General features: G+C 41.1%; 13 protein-coding genes and 2 pseudogenes. 8 read left to right on the top strand and 7 right to left on the bottom strand.

Annotation, left to right across the window (positions count from 1 at the left end):
• Positions 1-121 precede the first annotated feature (121 nt).
• The 4 genes and pseudogenes from V7K84_RS12890 to V7K84_RS12880 form a co-directional block, all read left to right on the top strand.
• On the top strand, positions 122-2,311 hold the full coding sequence (locus V7K84_RS12890) for an OmpA family protein (RefSeq protein ID WP_334838547.1): 2,190 nt from the start codon (positions 122-124) through the stop codon (positions 2,309-2,311).
• Between the two features lie 50 nt (positions 2,312-2,361).
• Positions 2,362-2,886, top strand: a complete 525-nt coding sequence (locus tag V7K84_RS12885) for a Rab family GTPase (protein ID WP_334838546.1) — start codon at positions 2,362-2,364, stop codon at positions 2,884-2,886.
• Positions 2,887-2,891: 5 nt separating this feature from the next.
• Positions 2,892-3,659: pseudogene (locus V7K84_RS34265) on the top strand (PAS domain-containing protein); the annotation flags it as partial.
• Positions 3,660-3,671: 12 nt separating this feature from the next.
• Positions 3,672-5,324 (top strand): annotated as a pseudogene (locus tag V7K84_RS12880) (ATP-binding protein); the annotation flags it as partial.
• Between the two features lie 18 nt (positions 5,325-5,342).
• Here the strand turns inward: V7K84_RS12880 and V7K84_RS12875 are convergent.
• Positions 5,343-5,774, bottom strand: coding sequence for an ATP-binding protein (locus V7K84_RS12875; RefSeq protein WP_334838542.1), 432 nt, complete (start codon positions 5,772-5,774; stop codon positions 5,343-5,345).
• A gap of 150 nt (positions 5,775-5,924) precedes the next feature.
• Between V7K84_RS12875 and V7K84_RS12870 the strand changes: the two genes are divergently transcribed.
• A complete protein-coding gene (locus tag V7K84_RS12870; protein ID WP_334838541.1) occupies positions 5,925-7,115 on the top strand; it encodes a SpoIIE family protein phosphatase in 1,191 nt (396 codons plus the stop codon).
• Between the two features lie 42 nt (positions 7,116-7,157).
• Here the strand turns inward: V7K84_RS12870 and V7K84_RS12865 are convergent, their stop codons facing one another.
• From V7K84_RS12865 to V7K84_RS12850, 4 genes are all read right to left on the bottom strand, one after another.
• Positions 7,158-7,484: an STAS domain-containing protein gene (locus V7K84_RS12865; RefSeq protein WP_099099412.1), complete on the bottom strand. Its 327-nt coding sequence runs from the start codon at positions 7,482-7,484 to the stop codon at positions 7,158-7,160.
• Between the two features lie 69 nt (positions 7,485-7,553).
• Positions 7,554-8,267 carry a PIG-L deacetylase family protein gene (locus V7K84_RS12860; RefSeq protein WP_334838538.1) on the bottom strand — a complete coding sequence of 238 codons (714 nt, stop codon included), beginning with the start codon at positions 8,265-8,267 and terminating at the stop codon, positions 7,554-7,556.
• 74 nt (positions 8,268-8,341) lie between these two features.
• On the bottom strand, positions 8,342-10,333 hold the full coding sequence (locus V7K84_RS12855) for a glycosyltransferase (protein WP_334838537.1): 1,992 nt from the start codon (positions 10,331-10,333) through the stop codon (positions 8,342-8,344).
• Between the two features lie 459 nt (positions 10,334-10,792).
• Entirely contained in the window at positions 10,793-13,621 is a 2,829-nt protein-coding gene (locus tag V7K84_RS12850) for a DUF3131 domain-containing protein (RefSeq protein WP_334838535.1), read from the bottom strand.
• A gap of 432 nt (positions 13,622-14,053) precedes the next feature.
• Here V7K84_RS12850 and V7K84_RS12845 point away from each other — a divergent pair, with 432 nt between their 5' ends.
• Positions 14,054-15,328: a hypothetical protein gene (locus V7K84_RS12845; protein ID WP_334838533.1), complete on the top strand. Its 1,275-nt coding sequence runs from the start codon at positions 14,054-14,056 to the stop codon at positions 15,326-15,328.
• A gap of 30 nt (positions 15,329-15,358) precedes the next feature.
• Here the strand turns inward: V7K84_RS12845 and V7K84_RS12840 are convergent, their stop codons facing one another.
• The gene (locus tag V7K84_RS12840) at positions 15,359-16,036 is read right to left on the bottom strand and encodes an S-layer homology domain-containing protein (protein WP_334838532.1); all 678 of its coding nucleotides are present in this window, start codon (positions 16,034-16,036) and stop codon (positions 15,359-15,361) included.
• A gap of 245 nt (positions 16,037-16,281) precedes the next feature.
• Here V7K84_RS12840 and rpiA point away from each other — a divergent pair, with 245 nt between their 5' ends.
• Entirely contained in the window at positions 16,282-16,989 is a 708-nt protein-coding gene (rpiA, locus tag V7K84_RS12835) for a ribose-5-phosphate isomerase RpiA (RefSeq protein WP_322712185.1), read from the top strand.
• 117 nt (positions 16,990-17,106) lie between these two features.
• Positions 17,107-17,235 (top strand): hypothetical protein, encoded by a 129-nt coding sequence (locus V7K84_RS12830; protein WP_334838529.1) that lies wholly within the window; start codon positions 17,107-17,109, stop codon positions 17,233-17,235.
• 41 nt (positions 17,236-17,276) lie between these two features.
• Here V7K84_RS12830 and V7K84_RS12825 read toward each other — a convergent pair whose 3' ends face one another.
• On the bottom strand, positions 17,277-21,611 hold the full coding sequence (locus V7K84_RS12825; RefSeq protein ID WP_334838527.1) for a DUF4347 domain-containing protein: 4,335 nt from the start codon (positions 21,609-21,611) through the stop codon (positions 17,277-17,279).
• Positions 21,612-21,641: the final 30 nt, after the last annotated feature.

Below are 21,641 nucleotides of genomic sequence, written 5' to 3'. Positions count from 1 at the left end.
TAATTGAGTAAGAAAGCAATGAAAAATGAGAAATATAATGACTCAAAACTCTAAACTCTAAATTCTTAACCCCTAACCTCTAACCCCTAACTCAGCACTCTTAATCAGCATTATCAAAAGGATGACTCAGGTGGAAAATTCGATTTCTCAATCTGTTGAGTTGAAGTCAGAAACATCTGTGCAGCTTGACAATTTGCTGCATTTGCTTATCGATCTCAAAATTATCGAATCCCCTGAGCCATCTCCTTTATTACCATCAGAAACTGATAATAGTAATGAGTATATTCCAGAAGAAATTGGATTACTGCAACTTCCTCCAGTGACATTAGAAGTATGTAAAGCTTATTTAGAGTCGGATTTTAATTTTCCTCAAGATATATCTAATTACTCACAAACTACTCAAGAAGAATTAGAAGAATCTATTGAAGTATTTACAGAATTTGAGGAAAAATTAGACAAATCAGAAGATGCATTGCAAAAATTACGGGAGATATTAGTCGGATATGAGCTAGCAGAAATAAACAATCTTACAGATAAGTTGGAAGGAAAATTAACAAAAATAGAGCATCAAATTTACGATCCTAAAGAGTTAATAAATCTACTACTACCGTCGATTTCTGAACTTTTAAGGCTGAAGATTACAGAGTCGAAAGATGAAATTGTCCAAATAATCGCTCCGATAATTGATGAGACTATCCGCAGTCGCACTGAACAAGATAAAATTAGCATGAGTACAGCGATCGCACCTGTAATTCCTCTAGCTATTTCCCAGCAAATTATTATAGCTCCAGAAGAAGTTTCAGATGCGATCGCTCCGGCAATGGGACGAGCCATAAAAAAGCAAATTGAAATTGAGCAGAATATTGTGGTAGATGCACTCTACCCAATTATTGGTAGTACCATAGCCAAATATATGGCAGAGACAATCCGTGCCATTAACCGACAAGTTGAAGAAACCCTTAGTGTTGAAGGCGTTAAACGTAAAATTCGTGCCAAGCTACAGGGAGTTTCGGAAGCAGAATTAATTCTTAAAGAAGCTCTGCCATTTACAATTCAAGCCATTTTTTTGATTCATAAAACATCTGGTTTAGTTATCTCAGATATTCAGCACTCTCATGTAGAGCAGCTAGAGGCTGAAATGGTAGCAGGAATGCTGACAGCAATTCGTAGCTTTGCCAATGATTGCATCAATCAATCTGGAAGCATAACAGAATTAGATGCAATTGAATATGGAACATCCAAAATAATTTTAGAAGTTGCAGGATACTGTTATTTAGCGATTGTTATACGAGGAGAGCCAAGCAAAAACTTTATTTGGAAAATGCGGCAAGTCTTCAGCAAAATTGTAAAAAAATATGGTTATTTAATTGAAAAATTTGACGGCGATCCAGATTTAGTTCCTATTGAAATTCATACACTTCTTGAAGAGCTAAAAAATTCAGGTATTCAGGATAAAAAGAAAGCGAAAATATCGCCAATACAGCTATTAGTCTTAACAGTTGTCGCTGCCATTTTCATTCCTTGGGGTATTTGGCAATACCGTAGTGGAGTTATACATTCCATTGAAAATCAAACTTCGTTGGCTCTAACTTCTGTTCCAGAACTAGCCGTATATCGGCTCGCCGTACAAGTAGAACACAACAAAATAAAACTAACAGGACGATTACCTAATCAACTTCTTCGCCAGAAAGCCGAGCAAACTGTCAAAATCACCTCTCCTAATTGGTTGATTGACAATCAAATTTTATTAGTAGAAGTCCCAGCAGATCCCGTATTAGCTGCTGCTGAAGTCAAACGAGTCACAGCAGTTTTAAATCAGACTAACGATATAGCAATTTCCGCTCAATATATCGCTGGTAAAGTAGCTGTTGAAGGAACTGTCAATCGAATTGCAGATGCTCAGATTATTGCGAATGCATTTGCGCAAATTCCCGGCGTAAAATCTGTGTCTAGTGCGGTGCGAGTAGAACCCCCACAGATTGAAGTTCGATTTTACTTTCAACCCGACTCAGCGAGTTTAATGAAAGCAGATTTAGCGTACAAGGTTCAACAGGTTAAATTTTTCCTTAATCAGCACCCAAATAAGCATTTAAAAATCATTGGTTATAGTGACCGTACTGGCGCGAACAAATCTCAAAAATTGGCACTGGCGCGAGCAAAGGCTGTACAACTAGCACTGATTAAATTAGGCATCGAGCCATATCGCCTAGAGGTCATTGGTAGGACAAATTTACCACCAGGAATTGATGTAACTCAACCGTTGTGGTTAAGCCGCTGTGTCGCTCTAGAAGCGATAAACAAGCAATTTTAAGTTTATAGTAGTTATGATTTTGATAAAACATTCTCTACTTTCCTTCAACTATGTCTACAATTTCTAAAAAAATCTGCTTATTTGGTGATTTTGGTGTTGGTAAAACTAGTCTGATTCGCCAATTTGTAGAGTGTCAATTTAGTGATGAATATCTTTCAACTGTAGGAGTAAAAATTTCTCGTAAATTGGTTTGTGTTTCCGAAAAAGACCCAGGTTTGGAACAAAATTTACAGTTAATAATTTGGGATATTGAAGGTAGTAATAAGTTCAAAGCAGTTGCTAAAAATTATTTTCAAGGTTCTAAAGGTGCTGTGATAGTCGGTGATGTGACCCAAGCAGAAACGCTCAATCATATCCATGAGCATATTCAAACTTTTTTAGCTGTTAATCCTAACAGCTATATTGTTGTTGCACTGAATAAATCAGATATGATTGCAGCCGAATATTTAGAAAAAATTCGGCAAATGCATCAATTTACTAATCAAACTAATATATTAGATACTTATGTAACCTCAGCTAAAACTGGTAATAATGTTGATAAAATATTTCAAGCTTTAGCCACTCGTTTAATTTAATTAAGATGAATTCATTTTTTACAAACCTCTTAGCTGTGTGTGGTATTGAATATTTGATAATTGATGAAAACTTCAAGATTCTAGAGATGTCTTTGGGATTAAATCATTTTGCCGATCTTCCTAATGAAGTAAAGCTAGGTCAGGATGTTCGGATTACGTTTCCAGAATTAGAGGGACTGGAAGATATTTTTGATGCAATTCTCCAGGGAAAACAAGATAATTTTGAATTAAAAGGAATTAGGCGATCGCAAGATACGGCTTCTCCTTTATATATTGATATTCGTATTACTAATAATCTCCAAGAAGACGATTATAGGAATCGACTAACCATTGTTGTCGAAGATGCGACAGAACGGATGGTGCTTGAGCAATCTTTGTTTCAAGGTGCAAATGAAGCAAATCTTTTACTACGCAATTTAAAGGCTTCTAAACAATATATTGACCAAATTGTGACATCAATGGCGGATGCCTTGTTAGTGACAACGCTATCAGGCGAGATCAAAAAAATGAATTATGCCGCACAAATCTTATTGCAATACAACGAAATAGAACTTATCGGTCAACCGATCGCAAAAGTTATTGGAGAAGCCAATAAATATCCATTGATAATTGATGATATTGATATATCCCACAATCAAGACATAAATTTTTTAGTAAAAGAAGTAGAAACCGTTTGTTATACCAAAAGTGGTAAAACAATTCCCGTAGCTTTTTCATCTTCAATTGTAAAGACAGAAATTGAACATTTTCAAGGTTATGTTTACATTTTGCGAGACATGACTGAACGAAAGCAGGCAGAACTTGCTAAACAGGAATTCTTAGCGATGATTAGCCATGAAGTTCGGACTCCGATCGCATCGGTAATTGGTATGGCCGGTTTGTTGCAATATACTGAATTGACTGCTGAACAGCAAGATTTTGTTGAAACCATTTACACCAGTGGAAATTCCTTACTCAAAATTATTAACGATTTCCTTGACTTCTCCAAAATCCAATCGGGTAACTTGGAACTAGAAGAGGAACCTTTTGGTTTGCGAAATTGCATTCATGAGGCTTTTTATCTGCTTGCACCTACAGCTAGAGAAAAAGGTTTAAAACTCACATTTTTAGATACTCCTGAACTTCCTACTACGATTGTGGGGGATATCACCAGACTGCGCCAAGTCTTGATTAATTTAATCAGTAACGCGATTAAATTTACCGAAACTGGAAGTATAGAAGTTTCAGTTAGAATCCGCAAGAATAGCGATATTAATCATTCTTCTGCTGCAAATCCTGACGAAATTCAGTTTAGTATTAAAGATACAGGCATTGGAATTCCACGCGATCGCCTAGAGCGTTTATTTAAAGCTTTTAGTCAAGTTAACTCCTCCATTACTCGACAGTATGGCGGTACTGGCTTAGGTCTTGCTATCTGCAAGCAACTGTGCGAGTTAATGGGTGGCAGAATTTGGGTTGAAACTGAGCTGAATGCAGGTAGTACATTTTACTTTACGATTGCCGCTTTTGTTATTCCAGAGGAGTCAGCAGGAGCCAGTGTGGTCTTCTCCCAACAGGAGATACCAAAAGCGATGGAGTCCCCCCAAGTGGAGCAACTGGCGTTCAGAAGTCAGGAATTATTCAGCCTCCCCGCATCTTCTTCCCCGTTTCCTGACCTACATAAATTAAGAATTCTTTTAACTGAAGATAATCTGGTGAATCAGAAAATAGCCTTGAAGCAACTCAAAAATCTAGGCTACAGTGCTGATATTGCTAATAATGGAAAAGAAGCGTTGCAACTATTAGAAAAAATTCCTTATGATTTAATTCTGATGGATTGTCAAATGCCGATTCTCGACGGTTTAGAAACCACAAAACAAATTCATCGTTGCCAAGAAAGTAACTTTGCTAGCGGTCGTCGTCCTGTAGTAATTGCAATGACAGCTAATGCAATGAAACAAGACAAGCAAATGTGTTTAGATGCCGGAATGGACGACTATTTGAGCAAGCCAGTGATGAAAGAAAATTTGGCTGCGACGCTAGAGTATTGGGGAAGTGTAATATTCAAGGCAAAAGAAATAGCTGCCACAGAGCAGAAAGTTTCGACAACAGATGTCGGTTCAGTTGAACTCCCAATTGATTGGGAACGCTTGCATCAACTTTCAGAAAATAACCCAGAATTTGAATTAGAACTACTACAAATATTTGTTGAAGATATTCAACCTCGTCTAGAGGTCATTAAAATAGCGATCGCAGCTCGTGACTTTGAGCAACTAGCGCTCCAAGGGCATCAAATTAAAGGTGCTAGTGCCAATATGGGAGTTACAACCATGCATCTGGCAGCAGAAAAACTAGAACAATTAGCGATAGACCAAGAGCGTCGAGGTACTATTAACTTAATCATAGAGTTAGAAGATTTTATTAAACGCATCCAAGAGTTTTTAATCAGGAGTCAATAGTCAGTATCTCCCCACTTTCTACTCCGATCCTTTTTTGTAATATTTACTAATAAATAAACAGTAACGATTATCTCCTGTCGGCTCATAACTCAACTTGTCGGCAATGGCAAACATTATTTTTAAACCCCGCCCGCGCTCCCGATTGTTATCCTCAAATTCAGATGTTTGGCGCAATTGCTGTTCTAAGTTAAATGGTTTGCCTTGAGACCAGATGCGAATTTCTATATATTCATCTAACCGCACAGCTTCCATCTCAATTGGAGTTTCAACAGGTAAATTTTTGTGGGCATGTTCAACAATGTTAGTAAAGCCTTCCATCATCAGCGTTTGACATTGCCACCAAATTTCTTTATCGGGAATAGGTGGTTGATTCATTTGCTCGAACCAAGACAAAACTTGAGGTGAAGCTGTCAGGTCTGTATTGACTTTGAGATAAATTTTATGATTCACTTCTTAACTAAGAAATTTTTTTAAAATCATCATATTCGTTAATTAGTTTATTTAATTTGAGTATTTTTACTATACATTAAAAACTAAATTGCATATAACTTAAATTAAAGCAACTATTTATCAATCATTTTACTTAGAAAACTGTAATTTATGTTTAAAATTCTGGTTATTGATGATGACCCGACGGTGCGAGCAGTACTGAAAAGCACACTCCAAAGGCAGGGTTATGAGACTACTGTAGCCAGCAATGGCGAAGAAGGAATTAAACAAGCACAACTGCTACATCCGGCTCTGATTATCTGTGACTGGATGATGTCCCAGGTAGATGGGTTAGAAGTGTGTCGTCGAATTAGAACAGATCCAGAATTGGCAACTACTTTTTTTATTCTATTGACGGCTAGGGGAGCAGCTCGAGGAGAGGAGGAAGATAGAGTTAGGGGACTTGACGCTGGAGCAGATGAGTTTATCTCTAAACCGATAGAGATGAATGAATTGAAAGCACGCGTAAGAGCAGGACTAAGGTTACACCAGCTAAATCAGCATTTACAAAGTCAAAAGCAAGCTTTGGAGACACTAAATCAGGATTTGCAAACTCAAAAGCAAATTTTGGAAGCAGAATTGTCTGAGGCTGCTGATTATGTGCGATCGCTTTTACCCTCACCGCTTGTAGGAACAGTAACTACAGAAAATCTGTTTATTCCCTCAGCACAATTAGGGGGTGATTGCTTCGACCATTATTGGATTGACGAGGATCATTTGGCAATTTATTTGTTAGATGTATCTGGTCATGGGGTGGGTTCAGCCCTCCTATCGGTATCCGTACAGAATGTTTTGCGATCGCAATCTCTACCTAACACTAACTTTTGTCAACCAAGTGAAGTCCTAAAAGCTCTCAATCATGCCTTCCAAATGAGTAAGCACGGTGATAAATACTTTACAATCTGGTATGGAGTTTATCACCGCCTTAAACGTCAACTCATTTATGCCAATGCCGGACATCCACCAGCTTTACTCTTATCTAATACCTCCACTAACAACATCGAAGTTAAACAGCTAACTTCTTTAGATTTACCAATTGGCTTTTTGCCTGAAATTCAATTTGAAGATGCAGTTTTGGAAGTCGAAGAAAACAGCACTTTATATATTTTTAGTGATGGTGCTTATGAAATTAATCAACCAGATGGTAAAATCTGGGGGATCGATGCTTTCATTGAATTACTAACCAAATATAGTCAAAAACATACTTGCAACCTCAATCAAGTATTAGCAAAGATTCTCACCTTAAATGCTCAAGACAATCTTGATGATGACTTATCTTTAGTAAAAGTTAAGTTTGGTTAGAATAGTCAAATATGCATAGTTAAGTTTGGATTTGATAATAGCTTATTGTGTTGCCAATATTTGGCGATGAAATTCATCTTTGTCAGCAAAAGTTTGAAAAATTCTATCCATTTTAGTCAGTTCAAACAACATCCTGACTTGATCGCTTATCGAACAAACAAACAGTTTAGCATTCGCAGTTCGTACCATTTGCATCGCTGATACTAAAGCACCTAAACCAGAGCTATCAATAAACTTGACTTCTTTCATGTCGATCAACAAAATATCGGCTCCGTTTGCTAGCATCCCTCTAACTTCCCGACGTAGTTCGTTACCTCTAATACCATCTAAAATTCCCGATATTTCTAGTACTTTTACACTCAAATTCATGGTTTTTTTCCCTATTCTGTAGTTATATTTTGGCATTTACTTCATGCAAAGTGCAAGAGGTATCTACAATTATTTTTGTTTTAATACTTGCTGATTACTATTATTTGCTATGGCAGTAAAAAAGCTAGCGTCAACCCATTGCCGAGAAATTTCAAAAGCTTCAAAATAGCCATCTTTTTGACCTAACTCTCGTGCCCAAAAGCGAGACAAAATAAGTATGGCATCAAGCTGCATAAATGCTTTATTTAACTCTGATTCATAACAACCGATGGCTGCGACTTTTTCCTCAATTACAGAGGTAATATCTACAAAAAAGTTGGGTTCAAAACCGCGCAAAAAAACAGGTGGTGCTGAATACCATAAAGGTATATTTTTGCGGGTAGCAACATTAGAAACTGCGATTGCACACACTTCACGATCTCTATGCCCATATTTTTCCGGTTGTGGTGCGTGAGTAATAATCAGATCCGGTTGCCAACGTCCAAGAGCTTCTTCAGTAACTTTAATCACTGCTTGTGTGGAGAAATTACACTCCTCAAGTGCATGAAACTCATAAGTTGCACCGATGATTTTACCAGCTGCATCTGCTTCTTGATGACGTTTACCCTTAACAGGCGAACTAGAAAGACCACCATCAGTCAAAATTAAGCAACGAACATTCCATCCTGCTTGAGACATCAGACTGAGAGTACCAGCAGCAGGTAGAACTTCATCATCAGCATGAGCATAAATTGTTAAAACAGTTCGCTGACCAAAGTTTTTTGAGTCTGAATGAGTGTTCATAGCTGTTTTTTTCTAGGCTGGATTTATAACGTCAGTAGTCATTCTTCCTTCTGCTCACTCCTCTTACTTACCTTTTAAACCTCTTTTGGAGGCTGCCAAACAGATGCGCGGATGATCGCCCACAAAAGTAATAAATTATAGATAGCCCATGCACCATTGAGCAGGTGAACATCAAGATTATTTAAATGGCCAATAGCGAATTGGTAAAGGCTCCATAACATCCCCAAAATGGTAAGGATAAAAACAACCAACTGCGGCCAAACAAGCCGGAGATAAATCCCGGATTGGCGCTGCTTAGGTGTGACTTGGAAATTGAGTTTTTGTCCTGTGAATACACTCCATACAGCTTGGATTAATAAGGGGAATAAAGCGATCGCATATTGTTCGGAACGCCATACTTCTCTAGCTGGAATACCCCAGGTGGCTGTCAGGAAAGTCAGACGGTTAATAATAAAAGCTGGGAAAAAGTGTATGGCAAAGTCAGATCCGTAGGTTTTAACTGGAACAATATCCGTAAAAAAATAGATAATTGGACAAGAAATAAAAACCAGAGTTGCAAAACCAGAGAAATAACTATACATCGTCTTAAAATATTGCAACCTTTGCCAAAAGGTTAACCCTGATTTGGTTAGGGGATTTTCCCTCACTAGCACTTGGATAGTTCCTTGTGCCCAGCGTAGCCGCTGTTTAAGAGTAGAACTCAGATCGTCTGGGGCTAAACCTTCTGCCAAAAGTTCATTGTGGTAAATAGATTTCCAGCCAGCACTATGCAGACGCATGGCTGTATTCATATCTTCCGTAATGCTATTACTGGATACACCACCAACTAAATCAAATTCATCTAAACGTTTTTCATCTTTGGCAAATTCATCAGCAAAATTTTGCAGTCCGACACTAACTAATGCCTCACGTCTGAGGATCGCATTTGTACCCGTATAGAACGCGGCATTCATGCCATCTTTACCTTGTTGAAGTGGCCCATAAAATAAATTTGCTCGATGTCCAAAAGGATCGCCTGGAGGAATATTGTAAAAATCCTGGCGGGTCTGTACAAAAGCAATTTGATTCTGGTCGTATTTTCCGGTTGAAAGATTATAGGCGTAGAAATAAGGCAGAACTCGCTTGAGAAAATTTCGCTTGGGAATGTGGTCGGCATCTAGAGTAACAATAAAATTTCCTGAAGTTTCTCCAGAAAAAATTGCGTAATTGATGTTGCCTGCTTTCGCATGATGTGCTACACCAGGCGTCTTAGGACGAGCAATGTAGCGAAAACGAGTGAGTTCAACTAGTTCTAGTTCTTTTTTGTAAATAGCTTCTTCTAAAGTTTTCCGTTCGGTAATTAGGCGATCGCGTAGCGTTTTGACAGGAGAATCGTTAATACTTTGATGAGTCGCAGATAGCCAAAGAATCAGCGATCGCAAACTTTGCACAAATCCACCCGCAGGCTGGTTCACTACTGATTCTGATGTTTGCAGCCATTGTTCGGCAGCTTGAGTATTAGGCGTCAGATTTTCCAGTTGCTTCAAGCGCTCCAACAAACCAAAATGTTCTGCATCAATCCGTTCCGCTTCTAGCTGTAATTGTGCTGACTGCAAATCTTCAATACACAATCTTTCTGTCATCGCTCGCATCTCAGCCGAGTTACCATCATCCAGCACATAAACGCGTAACTTGATTGGTGGATAATCCATTGCCAGAGCCGCTTTGGCAGTTTTTTCGACAATTTCCGGCGGCTCATTGTAGCAGGTTACAAACACATCTACTGTTGGCCAATCGGCTCTGGGTATGGGTGGGGTCATCTGGTCGAGAGACTTAATTTGTCTAACCAAAGGTCGCCACAACCCAATTACAAACATTACGCCACCGAAATAGCTGTAAATCTCAGCCATCAGCAAAGGAATAGATATCCAGAGGGCATCAAAATTGATCGAATGGGTGATGCGCCATTGCAAATACCAGATACCAAAAATTAAATTGATTTCTGCGAGATAACGAAATAACAGCGTTCTTTTTTTGAGTAATGAGCGGCTGTTCCCAGAAAAGTTTGTCAGAGAAACTGAAGTCATCTTAGTACCGATAGTTAATGTATCTGCATCCCCATCAAAATAAGTATTCCCTAGTTAAATTTGTGACTAACAACTTTTTGTCGACAAACCTAAAATTGGCGTTGCTGAATTGAGTTATGAATCTGGATGTAGAGATGTAGCACTGCTACGTCTCTACAAGGATTTTGGTATTACTAGGACTTATGCAAAACTACACACTGTAGGGGCAATTTTATGAACATTGGTGTCAACTTCAGCCGAAAACTATATCGGACAGGCGTTTTGCAAATCCCTCACGCCCTCATCCCCTAACCCCTTCTCCCTTGCGAGAAGGGGAATTGAATGTCTAGCTCCCCTCTCACGGATGAGAGAGAGAGGCTGGGGGTGAGGGCAAAACGTTGTCAGCAAGCGGGTTTAGCGTTAAGTTGACACCAATGTTTTATGAATTGCCCCTACCTGAAAATCAGGATTTTGGTTATGTTATTTTGTGCCAGTTACTAGGTGAGTCTTTTCACTATCTGAAACCCAGTAACTTCCAGAACTATCAGAAGTTAACTTGGTTTGTTGTGTGGCAGTATTTGGTAGACCTCGCCCAGAATTTCCCTTGCTAACTGTCTGCCACCAAAGGGAGTTCATAGTGGCCGGACGAATTAAGGGTTGTCGATTTGTCAGATTGTATAGCAAGGATTGCAAAATCATACTGTTGGTACTGCTGGTGAAACCAACTGCTGTTTTGCCGGTGGTTTCATAGAAGCCCTCATAAAATCCAACTAATGGATTATATAAGTCAGTCGTTCCTTCCTGTAACTGTTGACTATACTTATTGTCTGGAAGCAGGGCATGATAGGCAAAAGCGACTGCTGTACTTACCAATCGCCCTTTTGGTACTGGTTGACCGTCATCTCCTAAAGCTACCCAAGACTCCCCTTGTCCAGTAATTGTACTGTGGACAGTGTAAGGTTTACGATCGATTAAGGTGGTGGCTGAGGCTGTGAGGGTGCCGGTGCGACGGTAACGTTCAGCTTGTGCTTGGAAAATTGGCTCAAAGAGCGATCGCATTTTTGGATCTAGTCCAAACTCCAATGCATAGAGTACAAAAGGATTGCTAACTGTGTATTGGTTAACTTTGGAATTAGTATCTGTGCGATGGCGTTGAATTGGGACTTTCAATCCTTCCACTGAGGTAGTTTGATATTCACCCCCAACAGCAGAACGATCGAGATTAAACCCCCATAATTGAAAAGCACGAGCGGCATATTCCTCATAACCCAAGCGGATTTCTGGGTTAACGCGGGTGAGATATCGCCCATCTTCCTCTTTGGTAACGGTGGCACTAGAAAGAATGCCTTCGCGCACCACACGCAAGTATGACCAATCCAGGACAATTTTATCTACGGCTGTGGTGTATTCTGGATGACAGCTTTTTAAGTTGTAAAGCGCTGCCAGCATTCTACCTAAATCTAAAGCTGACCAGCCGTTGCCTTCGGGAACTGGATTGCCACCATAATCGACCGATTGGAGCGATCGCGTATCATAACTCCGACTTGGCAATTCACCTGCAAATAACGGTAATTTTGTCAAGGCTCCTAAGAGATGGCGGGTACGCTGGTCAAATTCTTTGGGGGTAATTGTATCGAGCGATCGCGCTGCGTGGAGTGCTGCAAGATAATCTCCCAATCCCCAGAGGGTTGCACCTTTAAAATCACTGCGATCGTCTATCAGCCCGCTCTTGGGGTGATAATTCGCTTGAAAGTATCGCCAAGCCGCCTCTGCATAGCGCCGTTCAACAGGCGTTAGCGATCGATCTAGTTTCAGTTTAGATGATGGCTGGGGACTATCCACTGGTGGAATTGGTGCAACAGCTACTTCTGTAGGTTTAGAAGTTGCGATCGGAGTTGTAACAGTAGAATTCGGTTGATTTACAGGGATTGCGATCGGAGTCGTAACAGTAGAATTCGATTGATTTGCAGGGGTTGCTGAAGAAGCATTTTCACTAGGCTTGCTAGTAGGCACACTCGCAGAAGTGGAAGCAATTAACGGGTGATTTCCCCTAGCTTTGTAGTATAAAATCTCTAAAATTAACCCATTCGTATTACCTGTCAAAGCTTTGTTGGGTTGTTTTGATTCTTCATAGATCCCAGCATAGTAACCGCTATCATCAGGACTGCGAAGATCCTTGACTGCATCAAAAACTTTTTGGGCATAAGCATTATCTGGAAACAGATAGCGCCAGCCAAAAGCAGCTTTTGTACTGAGGCTGCGAAACTGTGGATAAGGTTGATTGGTATCGGTAATAGTTGCCCAATTTGTACCGTTGGCGTAAACGGTGTTGTAGAGAAAATAAGGTGCTTGATCGATATTATCTTCTGTCACCGCAGTTAACTGACCTGTAGTATCAAAACGCCGTTTTTGTACGTCTAGAACCCTAGCAGCAAAATCAGCTAACTCACCCTGCAAGCCAAATTCAATCCCATCAAGGATATAAGACTCACTCACAACATAATTATTAGCGTTGGTGGTTTGAAAGTCACGCGTATCAACAGGGATTTGCACACCATTAACTTCGACCAATTTTAACGGTTCTAAAGCAATGGCCTTGGATGCAGAAAAACCCCAAAGTTGATAACCCCTAGCGGCGTATTCTTCGTAGCCGAGTCGTCCTTCTTGCACCAGTAACGTTTTGTTGTCTGGGAGAACAGTAGCACCATAAAGTTGTTCATCTTTGAGCGATCGCGCCACCTGCCACTTCGCTATAATTCCTTTGAGCCAGTCATTATATTGAGGATGGCAGGTACGGATGACATCAAACGCAGCCAATATTCGCCCAACATCCAAAGCAGACCAGCCAAGACCACGCTCCAGCGGATTGTTACCATAATCAACCATCTGTGCAGTAGCTGCGTTATAGACTTTATTTGGTAAGGCATCTTCAAATAACTTCAGACTGCTAAGAGTCGTCAAAAACTTATTGAGGCGGGAATCAAAGTCTGCTTGATCGGTAAGATTCAACCATCGTGCAGCATTCAATGCCATCAGGTAGTTACCCATATCCCAGAGTGTACCTGAAGGATAACCCCCAGTAGAATTGGTAAATCCCGTTGCTGGCTGATAATTTTTGACAAAATACTGCCAAGACGCACGAGCATAAGTTTGTTCTTCAGATGTAAGCGGGGTTGTAATATTGCTACAGCTATTAGAATTTTGGGATAAGACTGGTGTCGGGATGTAAAACAAAAATTGCAGAAATGTTCCAATTAGGAACAATGCAATCCATCTCAACAGCTTTGGTTGAGGGGGTTTGTATATCATAATTTAAAGAAGAAGTTAGGAGCGTCATAGCCCGTCTGTACAGTTATAATTCATAAATCAAGTTTTATCCGGTATAAAAAATAGACTTGGGGATCGCTTTAGTCAATAGCGGTCAACCATTTTCACCGCAGAGATGCCACCTCTGCTAATCTGTCGGCTAGTCCTGTAGAAAATTAAGATAGCGAAAATGGAAGTTGGAGCGATCGCAGCTAAGATACTCAAAATTATTTTTAAGACTAAACCGTTTAGTTTAAAATAGTGATTAGTAAATTTTTGACTTACTTATAACTAATAATTTCTTGAGAAGTTACGATGAAATCACAATCGAACTTTAGTTAAGATATTTCCTTCCCAGGCAATAAAAGCATCAAACAGCAATGCCTCTTCCGTCGAATTCTACCAATTTATAGTAAATCTCATTTAGCAAATCCCATGCCACATCGTCATTATCCTCCCGCCTACTTACGCTATCTCAAAGCCAGGTTATGGAATCTAGGGCGGCCTGGTTTTTGGGGAACTGCGATTTTTTTATCTGTAGTTGGGCTAGCAACCTGGGAATACTGGTCAAACCCAGATATTTTCGTTTATAAGCAAAAAAAACCAGTCGTTTTACAAAAGTCTGCTGATTCCTCCCTGTCAGAAGAAAACAAAGCTATTGCAGCAGATATTGATAACCTGCCAGTTTTATTTAATGACTTTGACCAAGCAACTCTCTCATTAAACGCAAATGCGCCTGAAGAAAAGACTGAGGTAAAAAAGACCAAAGGCTCATTAGATGATGTAATTAACAAACAAAAGTCTGCTAATAATACCAAATTAAATCCTGGTTTAGGTGTTAACGGCGACACCTCCCCAGCCTTGAAAAATCCCTTTGTCCAACAAACAGACAATTTATTGCGTACTGGAACAGTTGATAGTAGTAACCCGTTTCTAGGTCTTAAAACCTTAAATACGGCCTCTGAACCAACAGGGGAAGACCAAACATCTTCTAGCCTGGGTGTTGGATTTACTAATCAAACCAATAAGAATCAAAATTCTCTCTCTATCAACCCTCTGCAAGCAGCGCTTAATCAATCGACAAACCAAAAATTGTCTAGCTTCAATGGTACCACTGCAACTCAGACAAATGCTTTAGGGCAAGTTTCCGCTCCAGGAACAACCCTAATGCCACCCATCAATAGCTTAACCAGTCAGAATTCTCTACCAAACACTGGGTTAACTACTGAGACAGGTAACACATCAACGGGTACGAACTTACCACAAAATCCCTACAGTAATTTAAATAACGGTCAAGTAGTGCCTAATAATGGGTTAACTACGGGTACGAACTTACCGCAAAATCCCTACAATACCTACAATAATTTAAACAACGGTCAAGTAGTGCCTAATGTAGCACCAACTAATACTGTACCTTACTCTAGCCAAAGTCCGAGTCAAAGTGTTGTCACACCCACAAACCCTGTAGGGTATGGGAATTATGGCTTGCAGCAGCCGATGCAATCACCACAATCTACCTATGGGAATTATGGCTTGCAGCAACCGACGCAACCACCACAATCTAATTATGGGAATTATGGCTTGCAACAACCGACACAACCACCACAATCTAATTATGGGAATAATGTGGTGCAGCAACCAACACAGTCTAATTCCGTATATCTTCTTCGCCAACTTCGAGACAAGTATAAAAATCCGGGTCAAAACTGATTTTAAGTATGTCGGCTAGAAAAAGTCTAGCTAAGGTGATTGTGGGCTATTTGGAATCACCGGAACTTCTGGTGTTTCGGGTTGTTGCTGTTGTCGTTGCAAATATTTACTCAATACATAAGCCATATCCCCACGAGTTACGGGTTTTAATGGGGAAATATTGCCTTGAGCATCTGTATTCAAAAATCCCTCAGTAGCTACTGTAGCGATCGCTTTTCTAGCCCAAGTTGGGATAGACTTTTCATCTGGATGTGAAGCCAGAATCTCATTTACAGCGGCATCGGGAAACTGAAATACACCATAAGCCTGGGCGAAAATAGCCAGAGCTTCTGCCCTTGTCACCTTTTGATTGGGGAAGAATTCATTGCCTCGATAGCCTTTCATGATGTCAGTTTTTAGGACTGTCTGTATATCATTAAATGCCCAATAAGAACGAGGAACATCTGGAATAGTTAAATTTTCTTTGGTAACAGCTTCTCTTTTATCTAGGCGAAATGCTTTTACCATAATCGAGGCTAATTCTGCCCGACTCAGTAACCTTTCTGGATAAAATTTGCCATCGGGAAAGTTTGTCATCCATTTGACAGCAGTTACCTGTTGAATGGAATCAGCGGGTATTTCAGAAGTAGATTCTGGTACTTGAGCAATTGCTGGCAAGCTTTGTAAGAGTGCCATTAAAGAGAGAGTAATTGAAAGCTGACGTATCATGATAACCACTTGTAGCTGCTAACGTGAATAAAAAAAAACTACGTTACTGAGGTTAACGTAAAACTTAATCTCAGTTAATTAATGACGAATTTGGGCTAGGCGATGTTGCATAGCTATGTAATACGCGAGCTAGTTTTCATCATCAAGGGAGCGGAAATCAGCAAAAACTTGTTTTTTACCTTTGATGTTTTGGCGTTATCCGCCCACTACTATGGACTATAGTCAGTTTTTCAGGAGTTTTGGGAATGACAACAACAGATCCCGTCAAGTTAATGAAGCAAGAAGTTGGCAAAGCCGCCGCCGCCCTAGTCAAATCAGGTTCCATTGTCGGGTTGGGTACGGGGTCAACTACAGCATATACGATTCAGTTTTTGGGCGATCGCCTCAAGTCGGGCGAACTCAAAGATATCATCGGTATACCTACCTCGTTTCAGTCAGAAGTACTGGCGAAGCAGTACGGTGTCCCTCTCGCCACCTTGGATGCAATTGACCGCATCGATATTGCCATTGATGGCGCAGATGAAGTCGATCCGCAGAAGAATTTGATTAAAGGCGGTGGTGCAGCACATACCCGCGAAAAAGTCGTAGACTACCTAGCAGAACAGTTCATCGTCGTGGTAGACAGTGGCAAGTTAGTAGACCGCTTGGGTTCTAGTTTCGCTGTACCCGTGGAAGTGATTCCAATGGCAATTACTCCTGTAACCAATGCCATCAAGAAACTCGGTGGCAAACCAGAACTCCGCATGGGTGTAAAAAAAGCTGGGCCAGTAATCACTGACCAAGGGAACTTTGTCTTAGATGTCAGATTTGACTCCATTGAAGATCCAGCCGGACTAGAAAAGACATTGAATAACATTCCCGGCGTTCTGGAAAATGGTATCTTCGTGAACTGTGTCGATTTAGTTTTGATTGGTGAAGTCAAAGATGGTCAGCCATTAGTGCGGCAACTGTAAAGAGTTCTAGATTTTGGATTTTGGATTTTAGATGTCTCTAAAATCCAAAATTAAGCAATAGACATCTAGTGAAATTAATTCAATACGCTTGAGTTAAGCCTAAAACTTTTTGTTAAAGTGAATTTTTTAACAAACCGCGATCGCGCAACGTCTCGTAGAGAAGGACGCGGAGAGAACAAAGAAATGGTTAACCCAAACGTATTGGAAATTAATTATGCGTTATCCAGAACTCTTGTAGAAACATAGCAGTGCTACATCTCTTTTTCACTACAGCCTATAACTGAGTGCTAGACAATGACATTAGTACCGACTACCAGATTTGTAGCCGTGAAATTACTCAAATTTGCTAAGGTGTAAGGCAAATCATTATCAGACACTTGAACTAGTGTAGAAGTATCCGATTGCACAAATTTTAGGTAGCCATCTAAGATGGGATTGCTGCCACTGTAGCCTAGACTCTTAAATAGGTCAGTGAGGACTAACTTATCCTCGCTCTGATTAAAGTCAGTGATAGCTTCACCATAATAAGTCAAGGTTTTGTAGACGAACTGGTCATGACCGCTACCGCCAGTCAAGATATCGTTATCTTCAAAAGGATTTTTTCTTTCAACAAAGAAGATGTCATCACCAGCACCACCGATGATGCTATCCTTACCTGCATCAGCAATAAGGGTATCATTACCAGCACCACCAAGCAGGGTATCGTTACCTGTACCACCGCGTAATAGGTCGTTACCACTCTTGCCATCGATGCTGTCATCACCCCCCTGACCATTAATGACATCTGCTGAGTTGTCAAAACCATTGACATTGTTGTTTAGGTCATTGAGAAAGGTGACTGTGTTTTTGTTGAAGATGCTGCTTTGGGTGGAGTTGGCATCGAAGACATCAAAGCTGTCACGAATGCTGCTTTGCCCATCAAACAGGATATTGCCCAGCGTTGATAGGTTGTCTAGCTTTTCTAGCGGAAAATTTTGCAGGATAACTTTATCATCAGCCACCCCTTCAAAAGTGATTTCCAGATTGCTACCATTCTGGGTGAGTAACAAATTTCGGGCTGTCAATCCAGCACCTTGGAATTTGAGGGTATCCAATTCGCTAGCGATCGCCACCGAGGGATTTGAGCCTTTACCTACGCCACCAAAATCGGTGATGATATCAACACCGTCACCTAAATTGTAAACAAATTTATCTTTGCCACCGCCACCAGTTAGAATGTCGTTGCCTTGATTACCTGTGATGGTGTCATTCCCGGCTTTAGCGTCAATTATTTCATTAAAATTGTTGCCTACTAGATTATCAACGCCATTGGTTCCATTTAGCCCGTTGAACTCTAAGGCGCCAATATCAACTGTACCCTGAGATATTCTGTCAAATCCAGCGCCACGTTGATCGGTGGTAATATCTGCTGGAATTAGAGCATTATTGCCTGCATTAATGGCAGGACTATCTCCAATTAAGGCATTAGTAAAGGTTGCACCACCGTTATTTTGCAGCGGACTGAGTTTGGGATCGATCGGGTTGGTGCTAGTGCCGAGGAGTGTACTGATAGTAAAGCCAGTACTACCAGTGGGATCGCCAATCAGGTTATTGCCAAGGTCGGTGAAGCTGCCGAAAACGTCGCCTTGTAAGCCAGTATTGCCTGCAATGATAGTGTTGCCAACAATCACAGTGCCATCAGAGTCATTGAAAACACTTCTACCTTCCCCAGCAAAAACATCATAAAAACCATCACCACCAAAATTCTTATATGATTGGATGTAATTCTTGGTAATAGTGCTGTTTGTGAGGGTGAGAGTGCCTTCGTTAGAGATGCCGTTGCCATCTTTGTACGCACTATTGCTAGAGACAGTACTGTTGTTAAGGGTGAAGGTGCCTTTATTAAAGATGCCGCCGCCGTAGGTCGCTCTACTGTTAGAGACTGTACTGTTAGTTATACTGAGGTTGCCTGTGTTAAAAACACCGCCGCCGTAGCTATCTACTAAAAAGTTGCCAGGCCCTCCCCGAGCATAATCGAATACGCTGGGCAGATAATTCCCAGAGATTGTGCTGTTAGTTATGCTGAGGTTGCCTGTGTTGAAGATGCCGCCACCGTAGGTATCTGCCGTATTGTCTGAGACAGTACTGTTAGTTAGGCTCAGGTTGCCTGTGTTAAATATACCACCGCCAAAGGATAATCCCTGATTATCAGCGACAGTGGTGTTAGTCAGGTTAAGGCTGCCTTTGTTAAAAATGCCGCCTACCGACCCGCTATTGTCAGAGACAGTGCTGTTAGTCAAACTAAGGGTGGCATTGCTATTAAGCACAATACTGCCAATGGTATTGCTAGCTTGAGCAATCTTTAAGCCATTAATACTTGTATCTGTTCCTGTACCTGATATCTCGAACACGCCAGAGGCATTATTCCCGCTGATGGTGAGGTTTAATGCCCCAGTCCCTAAGATGGTTACATCATCAGTAATCGTCAAATTCCCAGATGTGAGAGTGATGATATCTGGGGTGGCATCGGTGAACGCGCCCGCAAAAGTAATTGTATCCGCTCCAGCAGTAGCATTGGCATTGAGAATAGCTTGTCGCAACGATCCTGCCCCAGAATCGTTGGTATTAGTCACTACTGTGTCAGTATTCACAGGTGGTAGACTAGTGGACTGGACTTCATAAGCACCAATATCCACTCTATCGCCAGATATTCGGTTAAATCCACCGTCCCGTTGGTCTGTGATGACACCAGCAGGAAGTAGGGAATTATTGCCTGCGTTAATGGCGGGGCTACCTGCAAGCAAAGTATGAGTAAAGGTTGCACCGCCGTTATTTTGTAGAGGGCCGAGTTTGGGGTCAATGGGGCTGGCACTGGTGCCAACGAGGGTGCTGGTGGTCAATCCGGTGCTACCAGTGTTATTACCAATCAGGTTATTGCCAGAGTCGTTGAAACTTCTAGCCACGTCGGGGTTGATGTTGCCAGAAGTAGAGTTGTCGAAGTTGCCTGCAATGATAGTGTTCCCAACAGTAATAGTCCCACCATCGTTGAAAACGCCGCCACCATCGCCAGTCCCATCGCCGTTTGAGTCAGCTGTGTTATTGGTAATCGTGGTGTTGATAAGGCTAAGGGTGTCGTTGTTAAAAATACCGCCACCGTCAGAAGTCGCCCTGTTACCAGATACAGTACTGTTAATTAAGATCGCTGAACTTGAAGCATAAGAATATATCTCAGATATCTTCACGTTAGAGATGCCGCTTCCCGTATTACCAGAGATACTGCTATTGGTAAGTCTAAGAAAGCTGCCTGCGTTAGAGATGCCGTTTTCTGTATTGCCAGAGACACTGCTATTGGTAAGGCTGAGGAAACCAGACTTTAAAGAAAAATAGGAGTATTTGATAGTACCAGCGCCATTGAAGATGCCGCTTCGCGTATTGCTAGAGACAGTGCTATTAGTTAGACTAACTCTACCGCCTGCGTTAGAGATGCCGTTTCCTGTGTTGCCAGAGACACTGCTATTGGTAAGGTTGAGGAAGCCAAAGCTGCTATCGCTAATACTGATGCCGTTTCCTGTGTTGCCAGAGACACTGCTATTGGTAAGGCTGAGGATGCCAGAGTTATTGATGCCGCCTCCCGTATTGCCTGATACAGTGCTGTTAGTGAGGTTGAGAATGGTATTTGTAGTGACCAAAATCCCGCCACCATTAGTAGTATTATTACCATTAGCAACAGTCAAAGCATCAATATTGACATCTGTTCCTATCCCTGATATCTCGAATACCCTAGAGGCATTATTTCCACTCACGATGAGCTTAGATGCCCCAGTTCCTAAAATGGTGAGATCGTCGTTAATCGCTAGCGGCCCAGAGGTGAGGGTGATAGTATCTGGAGTAGCATCGGCGAACACGCCTTCAAAAGCGATCGCATCATCCTCAGTAGAAGCATTCGCTAACTTAATTGCCTCCCGCAGCGTGGTAATGCCGTTATTCGCATCGCCATCATCTACGTCTTGGGTATTATTCACCGTAAACGTTGCTAGTACTCCTGCGTAAGCTTCTCGCGTCGTTTCTGCAAACGCCAGATTTACTTCCATATCAGCAGTGCGAACTTCTAACTCCCAGTTACCGCCTAATGCTGCATTGCCAATTCGCTGACGCGAAGCAGCAATATTTGCCCCTGTGAGTTGGTGCAGTTTTTCGACAAATTCTTCCCCCGCATCACCCAAAGCTACATTGCAACCATAGATGAGTAAGTTACTAGGGTTATTGGCTTTGCCAGAGGTGAAAAATATCTTCTGCCATTGTTGGAGTTGCTGACTGTATTCGTCGAGGGTATCAATTCTTAAATAAGTATTGCCCAATTGTAAGCAACCTGGGACACCGTGGCACACAATATGAATGTTAGTTAAATTTGAGCGATGTCTAACGACAAGCGGCTGCGTGTCTGCCCAACTCGTCAGAATTTTCGTAATTTGTTCAACACCGTTCTGTGTCGAGTCAAGCACGAACACTTGGCTATTGGGAAGTACGCCATTGACTAAACCGCTATAGTCTTCAACCGCCATATCGATGAAGACTAGACTATGGATATCGGAGATGGAAACTGCGGAATTTTCTGAGAAGTGTGAGGTATGTAGCGTTACCATTTTGTTACTTGCAGCTAAGGTAATGAGGAA

It is taken from the genome of Nostoc sp. (assembly GCF_036917315.1).
GTDB lineage: Bacteria > Cyanobacteriota > Cyanobacteriia > Cyanobacteriales > Nostocaceae > Nostoc.
The sequence above is the reverse complement of the archived record's forward strand: the minus strand, read 5'-3'. Positions and strand labels throughout refer to the sequence as shown.